Annotated in this window: 14 protein-coding genes; 1 reads left to right on the top strand and 13 read right to left on the bottom strand. The window is 45.0% G+C overall.

From position 1 onward, the window contains the following. Positions 1–61 precede the first annotated feature (61 nt). From ABEF84_RS01750 to ABEF84_RS01690, 13 genes are all read right to left on the bottom strand, one after another. Positions 62–622, bottom strand: a complete 561-nt coding sequence (locus ABEF84_RS01750) for a TPM domain-containing protein (protein ID WP_347473749.1) — start codon at positions 620–622, stop codon at positions 62–64. Further along, the gene (locus tag ABEF84_RS01745; RefSeq protein WP_347473876.1) at positions 616–1,668 is read right to left on the bottom strand and encodes a TPM domain-containing protein; all 1,053 of its coding nucleotides are present in this window, start codon (positions 1,666–1,668) and stop codon (positions 616–618) included. The genes ABEF84_RS01750 and ABEF84_RS01745 overlap by 7 nt, the downstream gene beginning before the upstream one ends. Positions 1,669–1,702: 34 nt before the next feature. After that, positions 1,703–2,293 (bottom strand): LemA family protein, encoded by a 591-nt coding sequence (locus ABEF84_RS01740; protein ID WP_347473875.1) that lies wholly within the window; start codon positions 2,291–2,293, stop codon positions 1,703–1,705. 173 nt (positions 2,294–2,466) lie between these two features. Then, positions 2,467–3,888: an FAD-dependent oxidoreductase gene (locus ABEF84_RS01735; protein WP_347473748.1), complete on the bottom strand. Its 1,422-nt coding sequence runs from the start codon at positions 3,886–3,888 to the stop codon at positions 2,467–2,469. 73 nt (positions 3,889–3,961) lie between these two features. Then, positions 3,962–8,437 carry a glutamate synthase large subunit gene (gltB, locus tag ABEF84_RS01730; protein WP_347454498.1) on the bottom strand — a complete coding sequence of 1,492 codons (4,476 nt, stop codon included), beginning with the start codon at positions 8,435–8,437 and terminating at the stop codon, positions 3,962–3,964. Between the two features lie 469 nt (positions 8,438–8,906). Continuing rightward, positions 8,907–9,758: a hypothetical protein gene (locus tag ABEF84_RS01725; RefSeq protein ID WP_347454499.1), complete on the bottom strand. Its 852-nt coding sequence runs from the start codon at positions 9,756–9,758 to the stop codon at positions 8,907–8,909. Between the two features lie 13 nt (positions 9,759–9,771). Next, positions 9,772–10,851 carry a 3-dehydroquinate synthase gene (aroB, locus tag ABEF84_RS01720; RefSeq protein WP_347454500.1) on the bottom strand — a complete coding sequence of 360 codons (1,080 nt, stop codon included), beginning with the start codon at positions 10,849–10,851 and terminating at the stop codon, positions 9,772–9,774. Between the two features lie 28 nt (positions 10,852–10,879). Then, complete coding sequence (aroK, locus tag ABEF84_RS01715; RefSeq protein WP_034585528.1) at positions 10,880–11,416, bottom strand: shikimate kinase AroK; 537 nt, start codon at positions 11,414–11,416, stop codon at positions 10,880–10,882. Positions 11,417–11,452: 36 nt separating this feature from the next. Beyond that, entirely contained in the window at positions 11,453–13,627 is a 2,175-nt protein-coding gene (locus ABEF84_RS01710; RefSeq protein WP_347473747.1) for a type IV pilus secretin PilQ family protein, read from the bottom strand. A 16-nt stretch (positions 13,628–13,643) separates the two neighbouring features. Next, complete coding sequence (locus tag ABEF84_RS01705; RefSeq protein ID WP_034585535.1) at positions 13,644–14,171, bottom strand: pilus assembly protein PilP; 528 nt, start codon at positions 14,169–14,171, stop codon at positions 13,644–13,646. Then, positions 14,171–14,890, bottom strand: a complete 720-nt coding sequence (locus ABEF84_RS01700; protein ID WP_404798971.1) for a type 4a pilus biogenesis protein PilO — start codon at positions 14,888–14,890, stop codon at positions 14,171–14,173. The genes ABEF84_RS01705 and ABEF84_RS01700 overlap by 1 nt, the downstream gene beginning before the upstream one ends. Continuing rightward, on the bottom strand, positions 14,887–15,531 hold the full coding sequence (locus tag ABEF84_RS01695) for a PilN domain-containing protein (protein ID WP_347473746.1): 645 nt from the start codon (positions 15,529–15,531) through the stop codon (positions 14,887–14,889). The genes ABEF84_RS01700 and ABEF84_RS01695 overlap by 4 nt, the downstream gene beginning before the upstream one ends. Next, entirely contained in the window at positions 15,531–16,589 is a 1,059-nt protein-coding gene (locus ABEF84_RS01690) for a pilus assembly protein PilM (RefSeq protein WP_034585542.1), read from the bottom strand. The genes ABEF84_RS01695 and ABEF84_RS01690 overlap by 1 nt, the downstream gene beginning before the upstream one ends. A gap of 166 nt (positions 16,590–16,755) precedes the next feature. Here ABEF84_RS01690 and ponA point away from each other — a divergent pair, with 166 nt between their 5' ends. Next, a complete protein-coding gene (ponA, locus tag ABEF84_RS01685) occupies positions 16,756–19,287 on the top strand; it encodes a penicillin-binding protein PBP1a (protein WP_347473745.1) in 2,532 nt (843 codons plus the stop codon). The last annotated feature ends 37 nt before the right edge of the window (positions 19,288–19,324 follow it).

Here is a 19,324-nt window from a genome sequence, read left to right as displayed (position 1 = left end):
TGATTTTTATGTTTTCTTTTGTGTAAGTAATTGACAAATATTGTCAGTTAGGTGACATAGATTAACCCAATATAATCGGTTTATTCCCTAATTCATTTTTTAAATCCACTATCTTCCGATCATAATATTGATCCAAAACTTCTCCTATTTGCTTTACCCCCTCAATGACTCCTTGTCTAAATTTATGTTGTCTTAATTGCTGAATAATATTTTGGCAAATTTGATCCCAAACTTCCTGAGTCGTTGCCTGTTTAATTCCCCGATCAATCACGATTTCAACTTTATGTTCACATAAGTTTAAATAAAGTAGCACACCACTATTATATTCAGTATCCCAAACCCCAAGTTCAGCAAATAGCTGTCGTGCACGGGCGCAGGTATCCTGATAATAGGCCTGCTTTGCAGGAATACAGGCTTCGATCACCACCTGGATTTCACCGACATGCCCATGCTCAGCTTCTTCCACTGCTAGAGCGATCGCATATTCATCCTGCTTGGTAATAAAACGTTTAGTTGCCTGTAAATAAAATAAATGTTTGAGCCAACGCTTCAAACTTGGCTGCACCAGTTCCTGCAATTTTGGTTGCGTGACAATTTCTGTCGAATCAGTTGTTGTTACCATGAGCCTGATGCTCCTCCCCCACCAAAACCACCGCCGCCTCCACCGAAGCCACCACCAAATCCACCGCGCCCGCCGCCGCCACGACCAGCGCCCGATGCAAAGGCATGTAGAATCAATTGGGCCAGTGAAGTAATCAAAACAAAAAATACCCCTGCACCAATCAATAGGCTGGCAAACAATCCCAGACCATTGACCAGTCCAGCAGCCATCCCAGCCACAGCAGCAGTTGCCGCACTGAGCTTTCGACCAAAAATCATGGAGCCGACAACACCGGCAATAATGATAAAGATCACAGCGCCAAAAGTGGCTTGCGAAGCTTGCTGGGCTTTATAAGCCTGTTCATGGCGTTCTTTCAGTTCATCGGCAGCCTGAGCAGCGATTTCCGGGTCTAGATTTAGTATTCGTTCTATTTCTGCCAAACCTGCATCAATGCCTTGAGCATATTGGCCTTGCTTAAAATATGGTGTAATTCGGTCATTAATAATCCGACCAACTACAATGTCTGGCAGTATGCCTTCTAAGCCATAACCAGTCAGGATCTGAATGCGGCGATCATTCACCGCAATGGTCATCAACAAGCCATTATCCCGTTTAGCCGAACCGAGTTGCCAGGCTTCTGCAACCCGCATGGAATAATCGAAAATGCCTTCCTGTCCGGTGGTAGGTACAATCACCACACCAATCTGGCCTTTACCTTCATCATAGAGTTTCAGAATACGCTGACTGATCTGCTGTTTTTCTGTAGGGCTAAACAGATTGGCCTGATCAATCACAGGTTCATTCAGACTTGGTAAATCGCGCTGGAACTGCCCTTCAGCCATATCATTAGCAATTTGTGGCTTGGTTACCTGATTTGATTCCGGCTGAGAAAACTGTTTTTGAGTCTCGCTAGCCTGATTCTGTCTTTGTAAAATTTCACGAGCGACAATCACTTCTTCAGTTTCTGAATCCGTTGCCGTGGCTGTTTCTGCCAAGACTATTGAAGTCTGCGCCATACCTGACATCAGCAGGATAGCGAGAAAGAACTTCAATAGCATCTTGAACATCATGGGCTTCACCTAAACCAGTCAATCAGCAGTTTTAGTCAAACGAAACTTTAGGTGCGGACTGCGCATTTTGATCCGCACTAAAGTTCGGTTTAGGATCCATGCCAATCACTTTGGCGGTCATCACTTGCGGGAACTGGCGTGCATAAGCGTTAAAATCCTGAACCGTAGTGATATAACGATTCCGTGCTACTGCAATGCGGTTTTCAGTGCCTTCCAGCTGTACCTGTAAATCACGGAACTGTTCATTGGCTTTTAAGTCTGGGTAGTTTTCAGTTACTGCCAATAAGCGTGACAAGGCGCTAGTCATCTGAGCCTGAGCTTCCTGATACTGGCGGAACAATTCAGGATTTTCCAACACTTCTTTATCAACTTTTAAACCAGCGACATTGGCACGAGCCTGAGTGACTTCAGTCAGCACCCGCTCTTCATGTGCGGCATAACCTTTTACAACATTAACCAGATTTGGTACTAAATCGGCACGGCGCTGGTACTGGTTCTGCACTTCAGACCACGCAGCAGTCACTGCCTCATCCTTGACCTGCAAAGTGTTATAACCACAGCCGGATAAAGTTAAGGTCCCGGTAAGCATCAAAACAGTGAGTGATTTTTTTAAAGCCTTCATCATTGTTCCTCAAATCTTTCATTGTATTTATCTAATTAATTTGATTTTAAACATAATTTTCAAGCCTTGTGTTATTTTTTATAAATCTATGAATTTCGTATTTTTTCCTATTTGATATTCTGAAAATAAAAAACCCGCACTAAGCGGGTTTTTAAAGACTGATCTAGGCGAGATTAAACATCCAGATAATCCAGGATACCTTCAGCAGCCTGACGACCTTCCCAGATCGCAGTCACCACCAGGTCAGAACCACGAACCATATCGCCACCAGCGAAGATTTTCGGATTCGAAGTCTGGAATTTGTATTCCTGCTGTTCTGGTGCAACCACACGGCCTGAACCATCCAGATTGATATTCACATTCGCAAACCAGTCTGCTGGGCTGGTACGGAAGCCGAATGCTAACAACACTGCATCTGCCGGAATGATTTCTTCAGAACTTGGAATTGGCTCTGGGCTACGACGACCACGACTGTCTGGTTCACCCAGTTGGGTGGTTACAAACTTCACGCCAGTCACTTTGCCATTTTCACCAACAATTTCGATTGGCTGACGGTTGAACTTAAATTCAACGCCTTCTTCACGTGCATTGCGCACCTCACGGCGTGAACCTGGCATGTTTTCTTCGTCACGACGGTAAGCACAAATCACGGATTCAGCGCCTTGGCGGATTGAAGTACGGTTACAGTCCATCGCGGTATCACCACCGCCCAGAACGATCACTTTTTTGCCTTCAACACTGATGTATTCAGCAGGATCTTTTTCCCAACCTTGGCAACGGTTTACGTTGGCAATCAGGAAGTCCAGCGCATCATAAACACCATCCAGATCTTCACCTGCAAAGCCACCTTTCATGTAGGTATAAGTTCCCATACCCATAAAGACAGCATCGTAATCAGCGAGTAACTGGTCAATGGTGACATCTGTACCGATTTCAGTATTCAGACGGAATTCCACGCCCATGCCGGTGAAAATTTCACGACGGCGTTTCATCACGTCTTTTTCCATCTTAAATTCTGGAATACCAAACGTCAGCAGACCACCAATTTCTGGACGCTTGTCGAATACCACTGGTTTTACACCATTACGGACCAGAATGTCGGCACAGCCTAGACCTGCAGGACCCGCACCAATGATCGCCACTTTCTTGTCGGTCCATTTCACGCTGGACATATCTGGACGCCAGCCCAAAGCAAAAGCAGTGTCATTGATGTATTTTTCAGCATTACCAATGGTGACTGCACCAAAACCATCATTCAGGGTACAAGCACCTTCACACAGACGGTCTTGCGGACATACACGACCACAGACTTCTGGCAAAGTATTGGTCTGGTGACACAGTTCTGCTGCCTGGAAAATACGGCCTTCTGCAACCAGTTTTAACCAGTTTGGAATGTAGTTGTGTACCGGACATTTCCATTCACAGTATGGGTTACCACAGCCCAGACAACGATGGGTCTGGTTCGCAGCAACTTCTGCGGTAAATGGTTTATAGATTTCCACAAATTCTGCTTTGCGGACATCGATATCTTTTTTCTCTGGATCTTGGCGTGGTACATCCAGGAACTGAAAGTCATTACTTAGGCGTTCTGCCATGTCTCTCTCCGTGGGTAGATGCAAGGAGCTCACAGTTGCCTTGCATCTGCCTATCTATCTGCAGGTAGTGGAATTATTGTGGATCAGCTTGAGTAGTCTTCAACAGCGTTTGCAGGTTGGCAGCTTTTGGTTTTACCAACCAGAACTTACGGCTGTAGTAGTCAAACTCATGGCGGATCTTGTACGCCCAAGCACTACCGGTTTCTTTAATATGTTCATCCAGGATGCGACCCAGAAACTCTTTATGCTCTTCCATCGATTCAGTTGAAATACGGTTCAGCTCAATCAACTCGTGGTTGTAATGGTCAACGAAGTCATTATCCAGATCAAGCACATAAGCGAAACCGCCAGTCATACCTGCACCGAAGTTGTGACCTACTTTACCTAATACAGTCACGATACCGCCAGTCATATATTCACAGCAGTGGTCACCTGCACCTTCAATGACTGCGAAGGCACCTGAGTTACGAACCGCGAAACGTTCACCTGCAGTACCTGCAGCAAACAGTTTACCGCCAGTTGCACCATACAGACAGGTGTTACCAATAATCGCAGTATTTTGAGTCTGGAATGGCGAACCTTTTGGTGGGAAGATCGAAATACGGCCACCCGCCATACCTTTACCCACGTAGTCATTCGCATCACCTTCAAGGCTGATATGCAGACCACCGGCATTCCATACGCCCAGTGACTGACCAGCAGTACCGACCAAGTTCACCTTAACAGGATGTGATTCCATGCTCAAGTTGCCATAGCGTTTTGCAATCTCACCTGAGATACGCGCACCGATCGAACGGTCACAGTTACCAATGGTATAGCTGTATTCACCGCTAGTACCCGCTTCAATCGCTGGCAGCATATCAGCCACCATTTTCTCAGCCAGAATACCTTTGTCGAATGGTGCATTGCCCTGAACTTCACAGTACTGTGCTTTACCTTCAGCAGCAGGATGCGATTCCAGCAGTTTGCTCAGGTCAAGGTGCGCATGCTTGTCAGTTTCACCTGGCAGGATTTCCAGCAGGTCAGTACGACCGATCAGATCTTTCAGGCTAGATACACCCAGCGCTGCCAACCATTCACGCGTTTCTTCAGCAATGAAAGTGAAGAAATTGATCAGCATTTGCGGTTCACCAATGTAGTGTTCCTGACGCAAGTGATCCTGCTGAGTAGCGACACCAGTTGCACAGTTGTTCAAGTGACAGATACGCAGGTATTTACAACCTAAAGCAATCATTGGAGTCGAACCGAAGCCGAAGCTTTCAGCACCCAAAATCGCTGCTTTCACCACGTCCAGACCGGTTTTCAAACCACCGTCTGTCTGTACGCGCACTTTACCACGCAGGTCATTCACACGAAGTGCTTGATGCGCTTCTGACAAGCCCAGCTCCCATGGAGAACCCGCATGGTGGATAGAGGAAAGTGGAGAAGCCGCTGTACCGCCGTCATAACCAGAAATGGTAATGAAATCGGCATAGGCTTTCGCAACACCTGCTGCAATCGTACCAACACCTGGTTCAGAAACAAGCTTAACTGACACCATCGCCTGTGGGTTAACTTGTTTCAAGTCGAAGATCAACTGTGATAAATCTTCGATTGAATAGATATCGTGATGCGGCGGTGGCGAAATGAGGGTAACGCCCGGTACAGAGTAACGTAAACGCGCAATCAGTCCGTTTACTTTACCACCCGGCAACTGACCACCTTCACCTGGTTTTGCACCTTGAGCCACTTTAATTTGCAGTACTTCTGCTGATGTTAAGTACGCAGGAGTTACACCAAAACGGCCAGATGCAATTTGTTTGATTTTCGAGTTACGGATGGTGCCGTAACGCGCTGGATCTTCACCACCCTCACCTGAGTTTGAACGACCACCGATGGTATTCATGGCAATCGCAATTGCTTCGTGTGCTTCAGGTGACAATGCACCCAAAGACATACCCGCAGAGTCAAAGCGAGGCAGGATCTCTTCCACAGATTCCACTTGTTCCAGTGGAATCGAATTGTCTGTTTTCAGCTTGAATAAGTCACGGATCGTAGCGATCGGACGGTTATTCACCAGCTCAGCATATTCTTTAAAGTCTTTATAGTCACCAGAACGAACTGCTTTGTGCAGTGCATTGATTACGTCCGGGTTAAAGGCATGGTATTCCTTGCCGAATACGAATTTCAGCATACCGCCCTGATCGATTGGCTTACGTGATTTCCACGCGGTGTCTGCCAGTTTTTTCAGATCATTTTCAAGGTCTTGGAATGTTGCACCTTTAATACGGCTTGGTACGCCAGTGAAGCATTTCTCAACGACTTCATCAGACAGACCAACAGCTTCGAACAACTGACCGCCACGGTAAGACGCAACAGTTGAAATACCCATCTTAGACAGGACTTTCAGCAGGCCTTTTTCAATCCCTTTACGGAAGTTGTTTTGTGCATAGACCGGGTCACCCAGCAATTCACCTTTAGCCACCAAGTCATTGATCACGTCATACGCCAAGTATGGATAGATTGCGGTCGCACCAAAACCTAACAGAACTGCAAATTGGTGTGGATCACGGGCAATACCAGTTTCCACAATCAGGTTGGCATCAGAACGTAGGCCTGTATTGATCAGGTAGTGATGCACTGCACCAGTCACCATCAAGGCATTGGCTGGCAAATAGCCTTCACGGATTTTCTTGTCAGATAACAGCAGTAAAGTTTTACCGTCACGGATTGCCTGAGCCGCTTCTTCACAAATACGGGTGATCGCAGCTTCCAGACCTTCTATTTCTGGGTAGTTCAGATCGATGTCGGCAATTTCGTAACCTTTACGACCGATCGTACGGATCTGATGCATTTTCGAGTTAGACAATACCGGACTAGAAATGATCAGACGGTCCGCATGTTCCGGGCTTTGCTCAAACACGTTCTGTTCACGACCCAGGCAAGTTTCCAGTGACATCACAATCGATTCACGCAGTGGATCGATTGGCGGGTTAGTGACCTGAGCAAACTGCTGACGGAAGTAATCCGATACATGACGTACCTGGCGAGACAATACCGCCATTGGCGTATCATCACCCATCGAGCCCACAGCTTCCTGACCGCTTTCTGCGATCGGACGCAATAACTGGTCACGCTCTTCGAACGTTACCATGAACATTTTCTGTGCTGCTTTCAGGCTATCACCTTTCAAGCCTTGTTCGCACAGGTATTCTTCCAGTTCAGGGCTACCTTGAATGCGTACAGAATTTTCACGTAACCATTCACGGTATGGACGCATACGTTTCAGGTGATTATTCACATCCTGAGTATCCAGCACCTTACCAGTCTGTGTATCCACAACCAGAATCTGACCTGGACCTACACGACCTTTAGACACCACGTCTTCAGGTTCATAACCCCATACACCGATTTCAGATGCCAGAGTGATGTAACCATTTTTGGTGATCACCCAACGTGCTGGACGTAGACCGTTACGGTCAAGCATACAGATCGCATGACGGCCGTCCTGGATGACTAGGCCTGCAGGACCATCCCATGCTTCCATGTGTTTAGAGTTGAACTCGTAGAATGCACGTAAGTCAGCATCTAAAGTTTCAACGTTCTGCCAAGCAGGTGGAACCAGCATACGCAGCGCACGGAACAGATCCATACCACCGCCCACCAGGATTTCCAGCATATTATCCAGACTAGAAGAATCCGAACCGGTACGGTTCACGATTGGATTCAGCTCAGTCAAACCTGGCAGTAATGGGTTTTCAAATTTTGGCGTACGTGCCATTGCCCAGTTACGGTTTGCAGTAATAGTGTTGATTTCACCATTGTGCGCCAGGTAACGGAACGGCTGAGCCAATGGCCAGCGTGGCAATGTATTAGTCGAGAAACGTTGGTGGAAGACCACGATATGTGATGCCAGACGCTCATCAGCCAGGTCAGTATAGAAGTCAGCAATCGCTGCTGGCATCATCAGACCTTTATAGCTGATCACAGTTGAGCATAAGGTAGTCACATAGAAGTATGGGTCATTCGTTAGTTGCTGCTCAGCACGACGACGTGCCAGGAATAACTTACGGTTGAATTCAACTTCAGTCACACCGATTGGGCAGTTCACGATGACCTGTTCAAAAGCAGGCAGAGATTGCATTGCAATCTCACCCAACACATCATTATTGGTTGGGACAACACGCCATGCAATTACGCGACAACCTTCTTCTTCAATTTCCTTGGTCAGTATCTGTTTCGCATGCGCAGCAAGCGCTGGATCAAGGTTCAGGAATACTGTACCAACAGCAAAAATTTCGCTTAAGGTAATGTCACTTAAACGTTTTGCTTCTTCACGGAAGAATTCTTTTGGCATCGCCAAAAGCAGACCACAACCATCACCGGTCTTACCGTCTGCAGCAATACCACCACGGTGGGTCATACAACTTAAACTATGAATTGCGGTCTTGACGAGATCATGGCTTGCATCACCCTGCATGTGGGCAATCAAACCGAAACCACAGTTATCTTTGAACTCATCCGGTTGGTATAAACCTTGAGCGGGAGCTACATTATTAGGCGATGGCATGTGCATAGCGTACCCTTCTTTCACAAAGCCCTGGCGGGCTGTTTAACAATCTAAATCCTTCTTGCGATGGCGTCCGATTTACTTTCGAGGAATTTCTAACGGCAGAGCAAAACTTTTCTTCACACCTTGAAGATAAACCTTTTCAGATTTATATGCATGAAAAATAGAGTTTGAGACACTCGGAAATCACATAAAAATAACAACTAAATGTGACACATTCGCATAATCATCGAATCATTTTCGCGCCAAAACAGGGAGATCAATTCAATTCATGCACCAATAAAGCAATTATCATGCCAATTTGATGCAAAGAAATAAAAATGATACTAATGACATATATTTACTGAATTTAAACCACAAAACTGGTCATTTTTATTGCGTATTTTTTGCACCAAAAGCGCACATTTATCAGGTTTTATAATTTTGGTTGCGCCATTTTAATCCATCTATATTTTATCTGTTATTTTTCTTAATTAAATGGATCACTTATCTCCAGTTCTTCACTATGCTGACGACCATTCGACGGTGCATGTGGAGCAGAAGGCACCTGACTTTCCGAGCGTTCAACATCCACCACATTACCAGATGAATCGCGGCGGGTAATCGTGGTACTGGTGGTACTTTGCGTATTGGAAGAAGAGGCCTGGTTCTGCGCTTGTGCTCGCGGTGCAACTGTTTCTTCTACTTTTGGCAACGGCACATTTTTCAGTTGCACTGCATAAAGCTTCTGGCTGGAAGTCAGCTCATCTGAGCCCAAGTTATTGACATAAGGTTGGTAATTCTGGATTTGAGCGACCACTGGTTTAACTGATTTCGGCAGCCCCATATTTAGTTCTGTGAGTGCCTGCTGCGCTTCATTCGCTGATTTAAACAAACCATATAGCAACACATATTGCTCAGGAAGGTTATCGCCAGAAAGACGCAGGTAAGTAAACTGGTTACGATCGACCTGTTTTCTTAAAAAGTTTTTCAGAATCACTTCATCAGAAACACGAAACAGCTCAATCACATACTGGTTCTTCATTTCATTGACAAATTTGGTGCCACGAAACTCCGCTTCATGATTTGCATTCACAATGGTGCGTGTGGTCATGTCCAGTGGATGCACTTCATCGGTTAATGCACCAAGTTGGGTCATTGATGCCACTTTTTCAGGCTGAATCATCAACTCAACTTCAGTTTCCGGTTTTTTCTCAACCGGCGTCACTTCTTCAGAATCCGTAACTGCCCAAAAAACGAGCGCAAAAAACAAACAGCCTATCGCACTGACCAGCCAGAAATAATGCTGAACCTTTTGCCATGGCGTGCGAAGAGCTGTCATATACCGTATTTACCTATGCCTGATTAGCCAGAATGGCCTGTTTCATCAATTCTACATCAAAGTCACGTGTGATAATGGCCTCGCCTAATTTCTTTAATAAAACCAGACGCAATTGACCATTCAGGACTTTTTTATCGTGGGCCATATAACCCAGAAAATCATCCAGTGGAATTTTAGGACAAACGATCGGAAGTTTGGCACGAGAAATGATTTTTTTTGTACGCTCAACATCAGCTGCAGAAATCCAGCCCATGCGGTGCGACAGATCCGCAGCCATCACCATACCCGTCGCCACTGCTTCGCCATGTAGCCACTCACCATAACCCAGATAAGATTCAATCGCATGGCCAAAAGTATGACCAAGATTCAGTAGTGCACGCTCACCTTTCTCTTTCTCATCATTCGCGACAATACGTGCCTTATGCGCACAGGAACGATAAACTGCGTTCGCCAGTAATTGCTCATCACGGGCAATCAGGCCATCCATATTAGCTTCCAGCCAGACCAGAAACTCTTCATCACCGAGCAGCGCATATTTAATCACTTCTGCCAAACCGGCAGATAATTCACGATCTGGTAAAGTTGACAGCTGTGACATATCTGCCAGCACTACTTGTGGTTGCTGGAAAGCACCGATCATGTTTTTGCCGAGTGGATGATTAATCCCGGTTTTACCACCGACACTAGAATCAACCTGTGAAAGCAAAGTTGTTGGCACCTGAATAAAGTACACTCCGCGCTGGAAGCAAGCTGAAGCAAATCCAGCCATATCGCCAATCACACCACCACCCAGCGCCAGCACCGTACAGTCGCGATTAAAGCCCGCTTCAAGCAGCGCATCAAAAATCAAGTTCAGGTGCTCGATATTCTTGTATTTCTCGCCATCCGGCAAAATACAGCTTACTACAGTCTTACCCAGATTTTCCAACGCAGCCCTATAGTGCTCTAGATACAACGGTGCCACCGTATCATTGCTGACAATCATCACCTGTTTGCCATGAATATATGGCTCCAGCAATTCCTGAGGATTTAAATCGCTACCAATAAAAATTGGATAACGGCGTTCACCGAGTTCGACATGTAAGGTTTGCATGATGGGATAACCACTTATTCAACTGAACTTATTTTTTCGGAAGGATGAGATTCAAAATACGCTGCGCCAGATCACGTGCAGCCCCCTGATTGGTCTCAATGATGTAATGTGCGACTTCTCGGTATAACGGATCACGTACTGCAAGCAAATCTCTGAGTTTCTGCTCAGGGTTTTCGACTTGTAATAGCGGACGGTTTTTGTCGCGATAGGTTCGCTGAAGCTGAATTTCAACAGGAGTATAAAGATAAACTACGATACCGCGGTTTTTAAGATATTCACGATTGGGCGCCTGAGTCACCGCACCACCACCCGTGGCAAGTACCAGTTGTGGTCGTGAAGTTAACTCATCAATGACAACCGTTTCACGACTACGAAAACCCGCTTCACCTTCTTTTTCAAAGATCCACGGAATCGTTGCACCTGTTTTCCGCTCAATTTCATGATCACTGTCAAGAAATTCTCGTCCTAACAATTCTGCTAAATGTCGTCCTACAGTTGTCTTTCCCGCCCCCATCGGCCCCACCAAATAGATATTTGGCAGGGATTCAAACTCTTTGCTTGGCAAGGAGTCACCTATTCATTTTGTTAATTTCAAAATATATTAATGATTTCTTGAAACACTGTCATTAACAATTCGAGGGGTAACAAAAATCAGGAGCTCACGTTTATTATCCGATTTAGCATCCTTACGGAACAAGCGGCCTAAATATGGAATATCCCCTAAGAAAGGAACCTTGGTCTGACTGTTAAGCGTCTCCTGCTCAAAAATACCACCAAGAACGACGGTTTCACCATTTTCAACCAGGACATTCGTGTTCAGGCGGTTTTTATTGAGATAGTATTCACCCATTGGTGTTACCCCAGCGATACTGTCACTGGAAATATCCAGATCCATTTGCACTTTTCCATCAGGCGTAATACTTGGAGTCACATCAAGCTTAAGTACTACATCCTTAAATTCAGTTGTAGCTGTAGCACTCGCACCACTCCCTTCAGTAGACTGATATGGCACTTCAAAACCTGATTCAACAGTCGCTTTCTGCTTGTCTGCAGTCAGTACTTTCGGAGTAGAAATCACCTCACCATAGCCATCTGCTTGTAGTGCAGAAAGTTCAAGATCAAGCATAAAGTCCGAGAGACTAATCAAACCAAATGCAATTTTACCTGCAGCATTAGCTACACCTAAATCAACATTAAGGTTATCTGGACGTTGAATTTCATATTTCCAGCGACCTGTTTCATCATCCAATTCAGGTTCGCGCAGATCCCAAAGGGTGGTATCACTTCCACCCACCAGAAGATGATTATTATTGGTAATACCTTGAGATAAAACTCCCCATTTCACCCCAATCTCTTTGGTAAATTCTGTAGATGCACGGACAATACGTGCTTCCACCATAACCTGCTTCACCTGCACATCTAGTAAATCCACCATATTACGAATTTTATCGATAAATGGCTGAGTATCATTCACAATTAAAGTGTTAGTACGAGCATCTATAGATACAGAACCACGAGGACTTAATAAACTTTCCTTATCCTCATTATTATTTGTACTAGTATTTGAACTAGAATTGCTATTTGAAGCACCTTTATTCTGAGTAATTAACTTCTCAATATCAGCAGCCTTAGCATAATTCAACTGGATATATTCAGTTTGAATTGGTGCAAGTTTAGCACTTTGTGCTAATGCTTTCGCTTCTTCTTCTTCAGCTTTCGCTAGCTCTGTAACAGGAGCAATCCAGATCACATTCCCATTACGACGTTTATCCAGGTTCTTGGTTTTCAAAACGATATCCAGCGCTTGATCCCAAGGAACTTCCTTAAGACGCAAAGTAATATTCCCTTGTACGCTATCCGCTGCGACCATATTGATATCAGTAAAGTCCGCTAACAACTGCAATACGCGACGAACTTCAATATCCTGGAAATCTAGAGAAATTTTCTTGCCAGTATAATGATGGGCTGCTTTAGGACGTAATGGATTTTTCTCTTCCGGGCGTTTCAAACTAACTGTGAGTTTATTATCCGTTTGATATGCCATATATTCATAGCTATCTGAAGTCTGAATGGTAATCACGCCTGAACCATTTTGGTTGACTGCATCTACAGTAGAAACCGGTGTGGCAAAATCATTTACATTCAGACGACGGGTTAAATGTACTGGGATCTTGCTACCCAATGCCCGAACCACAATTTTAGTACCTTGTTGCTGTACATCGACTGGGGTATCACCACTCGCCAAATCAATGACGACTTGCCCTTCACCTTTAGCACCACGCTGGAAACCAATATTGGTAATCCCTTGAACAGCCTGTTGAACTACTGGCTGAACATTAGCCACTGGGCTATTGGAGTTGATCTTTAAAATAAAGGTGTTGCCTTCGACACGTGTAGTAAATGCACCCGCATCAGCCAAATTCACGGTTAAACGTGCACGTTGTGCGTCTGAAGACACATCAACAGAACTTGCTTCTTTTGTTGCAACAGGAATATTACTCTGTTTCAGATTCTGCTGTGCCTGTTCAAAATCCAGAATCAGACGAGATGGAGATTCCAGCTGATAAGCTTGTGGCTGAGGTGGCAAACCATTAAACATCACACGAATTTCGGTTCCTTGCCCTGGAACCTGCATTGGCACCACATTAGTGATTGCGATTTGTGCACTTGCTGCCTGCATCACTGCAATCGCAACTGCCCCCATAGAAAACTGACGAAACACATGATTCATTGTATTACCATCCCCAAAAATAAATTCTTTAAAACTTTTATTCATTATTATTCCCTTTCACTTATGGTGTTGGTCCCACCAGAACCAAACTGCGAGGGCGTTCCACATACCCATCACGTCCATCCGGAATAATCTCAACCAAATCAATCTGGGTTGGAGTAATATTGACTACCCGTCCATGATTTAACCCCATATAGCTACCACGTTGAATCCGTTCAACTTCCCCATCAGGTGTGTGAATCAATGCCAAAATCTGTCCAGCCTGATTTTTGAGACTCCCCTTCATCGTCAAAGTTTCAAGTGGATAGCTTTCCAACGGTTGTAACTGTCTGGATAAATTTGGATAAACACGCTTGCCTGCCATCACTTTTAGCTCTGCTGCCAGAGAACTTGGCAAGAAAGGACTTTTCAGCTGATGTGCCGCATAATTGAAGGTTTCTGCAGGGACAAAATCCGGGGCAGGTTCAATCGGCAAAGCTGGCTGGTTGCGGATATTTGCCATTTCCTGATTGACGTAGTCAATACGTGACTCACATCCTGCCAAGATTAATCCGGCAGTGAGTGCTGAAGCAATTTTTAACATCTTCATTACTGTGCCCCCTGACCGTTTGCAGCTGTATTATCTGCTGTACTATTAGTATTAGCGTTTCCTACATAGCGATAAGTTTTTGCTTTCACCACATAATCAATCACTGGAATATCAGTTTTCTTCTCTTTGTTTGCCGTACCAGTAATTTCAAAATCATGCAGTGTCACGATACGTGACAGACCTGCAATACCACTAACAAATGAACCAAAAGAATGATAATCACCTGTTGCTTCAATCGAGATCGGTTGCTCAATAAAGAATTCCTGCTTCACTTCAGGTTCAAGACGGATATTTTTGAACTTCAGGCCGGCGTTGACACCGCTCAAGTTAATATCTTCAACCAATCCAGGAATTTCTGTTTCTTTCGGCAACTGCTCGAGTTGCTGGTTAAAACGCGCTTCCATTTCCTGCAATTGTTGCTGATATTGTTGCAAGTTACGCAGCTTGGAATCCTTATCACGGAACTCATTGAGCAAGTTTTGCTCCTGAGCATTCGCTTGTGCAATGGCTTCGATTTGGCCGCGGATCAAACCAAAATAAGCCAGCATCATTACCACAAAGACAATAAAAATCCAGCAGGTAATTTTAACTGCGATCGGCCAGCTACCATAATTATTTGGATCCAGGGTATTAAACTGCTGGAAAAACTTCTCCACCGTCATTTTATTTTTCGGTGCAACAACTGACTCTTGACCTAAATCTTCAAATTTTTCGCTCATGATGTCGCCCCCTGTGTAGTTGTCTCAGCTGCCTGTGGTTGCTGCTCGGAAAGCACAGGCTGAGCAATCTGGTCAAGATCAACAGTTACTGTGAACGTTCCATAAGACTCTTCAATACGCGGAATCAGAGAACTTGGTGCTTTATCCTTCTTCTCTTCCGCTGCCAGGAACGAATTCATAAATGCATTGCGATACCAAGGAGAGGCTTCCAGATTACGAAGCAACTCTGCCACGGTATTTGGACTTGCAGCCTTGCCTTCAATCGTGAACTTATCCCCGGTACGTACAAACTTGGTGACATACATATCACTTGGCGTTACCCGCACAATTTCATCAATAAGATGCACCGCAATCGGACGCTGGGTTTGCAAGCCCTGAATCAGTTTCATACGCTCTACAATCGCATCACGCTGCTCTTGCAAACCATCCAATGATTTCAGCTGCACATCCAGATTCTGGTTGGTACTAATAATTAACTGATTAGCCTGTTCCTGATCCTGTAATTTCTGATCGTAATAGAACCAACCACCCCCTGCTGCTGCCACACCGAGCAACAAAGCCCCCACGCAATATGCGATAAATTCATTATTTCTTTTGACTCTTAGCTCATCACGCCAAGGCAATAGATTAATTTTTGCCATTAATCAAAACTCCTCAATGCCAGACCGCATGCAACCATGAGTGATGACGCATCATTTTCAATTTTTTTAATATCAATTTGAGGAGAAAAGCCCATCTGTAAGAATGGATTTGCGATCGTGACACGGTAGCCCAGTTTTTGTTGTAACAGTTTTGCCAGGCCTGGAATATTGGCATTCCCCCCTGCCAATAGAATGTGATCAATCTCATTAAACTGAGATGATGAAAAGAAGAACTGTAATGAACGTGCTGCCTGTTGCACCACAGCATCCAGGAATGGCTCTAATACCTCGATATCATAGTCATCTGGCAATGCACGAGTTTTCTTGGCACGTCCAGCTTCCTCATAAGACAAACCATAACGGTTCTGGATTTCCTGCGTGAGCTGTTTACCCCCAAACACCTGCTCACGCGTATAAATAATCTTGTTATTTTGCATCACCGACAATGTCGTCATGCTATGACCAATGTCCAGAATACCCACGGTATTCACACCCATCGGCAATGTATCTGAAAACACCCTGAATGCATTTTCAATCGCGAAACTTTCTACATCGGCAATCTTTGGAGTCACACCAGCAATTTCCAGCACCTCTGAACGTGCTTCCACGTTTTCAATACGGGTTGCGACTAGCAATACATTGACACGGTTTGGATTAGACAGACGATCTGGCAAGACTTCAAAATCAATACTTGCTTCATCCAGCGGGAATGGAATGTATTGTTCGGCATCTTCACGGATCTGAATTTCACGTTCATCATCCGTCATATCTGCATCCATTTCGATCGTTTTGGTGATCGACATGGAGGTAGGAATCGCAAAGGCTGCCTGATTAGACTGGGTATTGGCCAAGTTCATGGCACGAGCCAGGGCATCGCCGACTGCTTCCGGATTTAAGATGTTTTTTTCAACAACACTGCCTTCCGGTAATGGAATTAGAGCATAACTCTCGACCCAATACCGTCCGCTTTTCATGGAAAGTTCCAAAACTTTAACAGACGTCGAACTGATATCGACACCTATTAACCCCTTGTTTGGCTTACGATATAACCTGCGCACAATATCATTCCTATTATTTTTTTATCCCCAAAAATAAAACACCCACTAATGCAATCGGTCTATTAATTTTATCTAGATACAATAACTCATCTAACATTATGTATATCTAAAGGATATACTGACCCTTCATTAGTTTGCCATTAGCTCTTATTAAAACTTACTTGTTATGAAAAAGCTATCTAGTTCAGGCCTAGTTCATCCATTTTTTTTGATCATTATCATAATTGTGATCTCAATTCCGATGGGTTTTTACGGTATGTACCTCTATATTGCCCCATCTTTGCCTGAAATGTCTACGCTTAAAAAGGCACCTTTACTCAAACCTTTACAGGTTTTTAGTTCTGATCAGGAGCTCATCGCTGAATACGGTGGCAAACTTTCCGTACCGGTGGAATACGAGCAGATTCCACCAGAATTCATTCATGCCTTCCTAGCCGCGGAAGATTCAAGCTTTTTCGAACATAGTGGTATCAGCTTTAAGGGCTTAGGCCGTGCATTAAGTGAAAGTGTCACTGGCTCGGACGTGCAGACTGGTGGATCCACCATCACCATGCAGGTAGCAAAAAACTATTATCTAAGTCCAGAACGAACCTTAAAACGCAAACTGACCGAGATTTTCTTGGCACGTAAAATTGAGCAGAACCTGACTAAAGAAGAAATTTTGACCTTATACGTCAATAAAATTTTCCTGGGCAAAAATGCTTATGGTATCGCGGCAGCAGCCAAGATTTACTACAACAAAAGCCTGGATCAGCTTTCTATTGCTCAAATGGCGATGATTGCCGGCTTACCAAAAGCACCCTCTAAATACAATCCTGTGGCCAATCCAAAACGTGCACTGGAACGCCGCAACTGGATTCTAGGTCGTATGCTACAACTCGGCTATATCAACCAGAGTCAGTATCAAAAGGCAATTGCTGAGCCGATCAATCTGGATATGCCAGACCGCAGCACCCGCAATAAATTTCCCTATGTGGGAGAAATGGTTCGTGCCGAACTGATCCAGAATTTTGGTGAACAGGCGATTGATTCCGGCTATAAGGTCTATACAACCATTAATAGCCAACGTCAGGCTTATGCTGAACTGGCTGTGCAGGAAGGTCTGGAAGCCTATGACCGTCGTCATGGCTGGCGCGGTGCTGAAGCCCATGATCAACCTTTGACAAATTTCCAGCCTTTTGCCAATACTTACCCTGCTCAGGTCACCAAAGTTAATGCTAATTCTTTTGAAGCCTTAATGCAGGATGGTACGAGTGTTACTGTGCCTTGGTCTGGCATGTCCTGGGCACGCCCCTATCGCAATGCCAACAGTGTCGGTGGTGCACCGAGCAATGCTTCACAAATTGTCAAAGTCAAAGATATTGTTCGTTTACGCCCAAATGAACAGAAAACCTCATGGGCATTAGTACAAATTCCAAAAGTACAAGGCCAACTGATTGCGCTGAATCCAAATAATGGTGCTATTGAAGCTGTGGTCGGTGGTTATAATTTTTACCAATCGACCTTTAACCGTGCCATTCAGGGCTGGCGTCAGCCAGGCTCAACCATTAAACCATTTATCTATGCACTGGCTCTGGAACGTGGCATGACGCCTTATACCATGGTCAATGATGCACCAATCACCATTGGAAAATGGAGTCCTAAAAACTCGGATGGACGCTACTTGGGGATGATTCCTTTACGTCGCGCCCTGTACCTGTCACGCAATACCGTGTCGGTCCGCCTGCTTCAAACTGTGGGTATTGAACGTACTCGTCAATTATTGATGGATTTTGGTCTGGAAGACAAACAGATTCCACGCAACTACACCATTGCCCTCGGTACACCACAGGTACTGCCAATTCAGATGGCGACTGGCTATGCAACCTTTGCTAATGGTGGTTACCGCATTCAGCCGCATTTTATTAGCAAAATCGAAGATGCGTATGGGAACATTATCTTTGAAGCTAAACCTGAATATGCCTGCATTTCCTGTATTAATCAGGAAGAGGAAGAAATTGAGTCTGTAAATGTTGTCACACCAGATGATGAAGTCATCGAGCTAAATAATCGCACGATAGAAAACCAAACAACTCAATCTAAAGCTACCATTGAACATAGCAATTACCGTCAGGCTCAGCGCATTTTGAAATCCAGCTCGGCTTTTGATATGGCTAATATTCTGCGTGACGTGATTCAACATGGTACCGGTCGTGCAGCACTGCGCATTGGTCGGGGCGACCTCGGTGGTAAAACCGGTACCACCAATGATGCCAAAGACGCCTGGTTCGCTGGCTTTAATGGCAAACTGGTAACTGTGGCTTGGGTTGGCTTTGACCAGCCTACAACATTAGGTCGACGTGAATATGGCGGTGTTGCTGCCCTGCCAATCTGGACCGATTTTATGGCCAATGCTCTAAAGGGCACCCCAGAATCCTGGGTACGTCTGGATCGCAAGGCTAAGGGACCGCTCAACCGAACCAAAGTCGTCAATCAGGATGGCAAGGAAGTCCAGCATGACAATCATGCTACGCCTCCACTGGCAACGCCACTTTATCGTCCAGTGCCTGTAGCACCTAAACGTGAAGTAAATGACTTTGCCGATTTACCGGGACAGGAAATCCAGGTACCAGGTGAGAGACCAACTCGTGGTCAGGAACAACCTCTACAACCCAAGCAAATCGACTCGCTAGATAGTCTGATTGAAGAAGTTCAGTAATCTTGGTTCCATAAAAAAGCCCTCAATTGAGTAATGC

Origin of the sequence: Acinetobacter sp. ANC 7912 (assembly GCF_039862785.1) — a bacterium.
GTDB classification, from domain to species: domain Bacteria; phylum Pseudomonadota; class Gammaproteobacteria; order Pseudomonadales; family Moraxellaceae; genus Acinetobacter; species Acinetobacter thermotolerans.
Note: the sequence above shows the minus strand (reverse complement) of the source record. Positions and strands in the feature narration are given on the sequence as shown.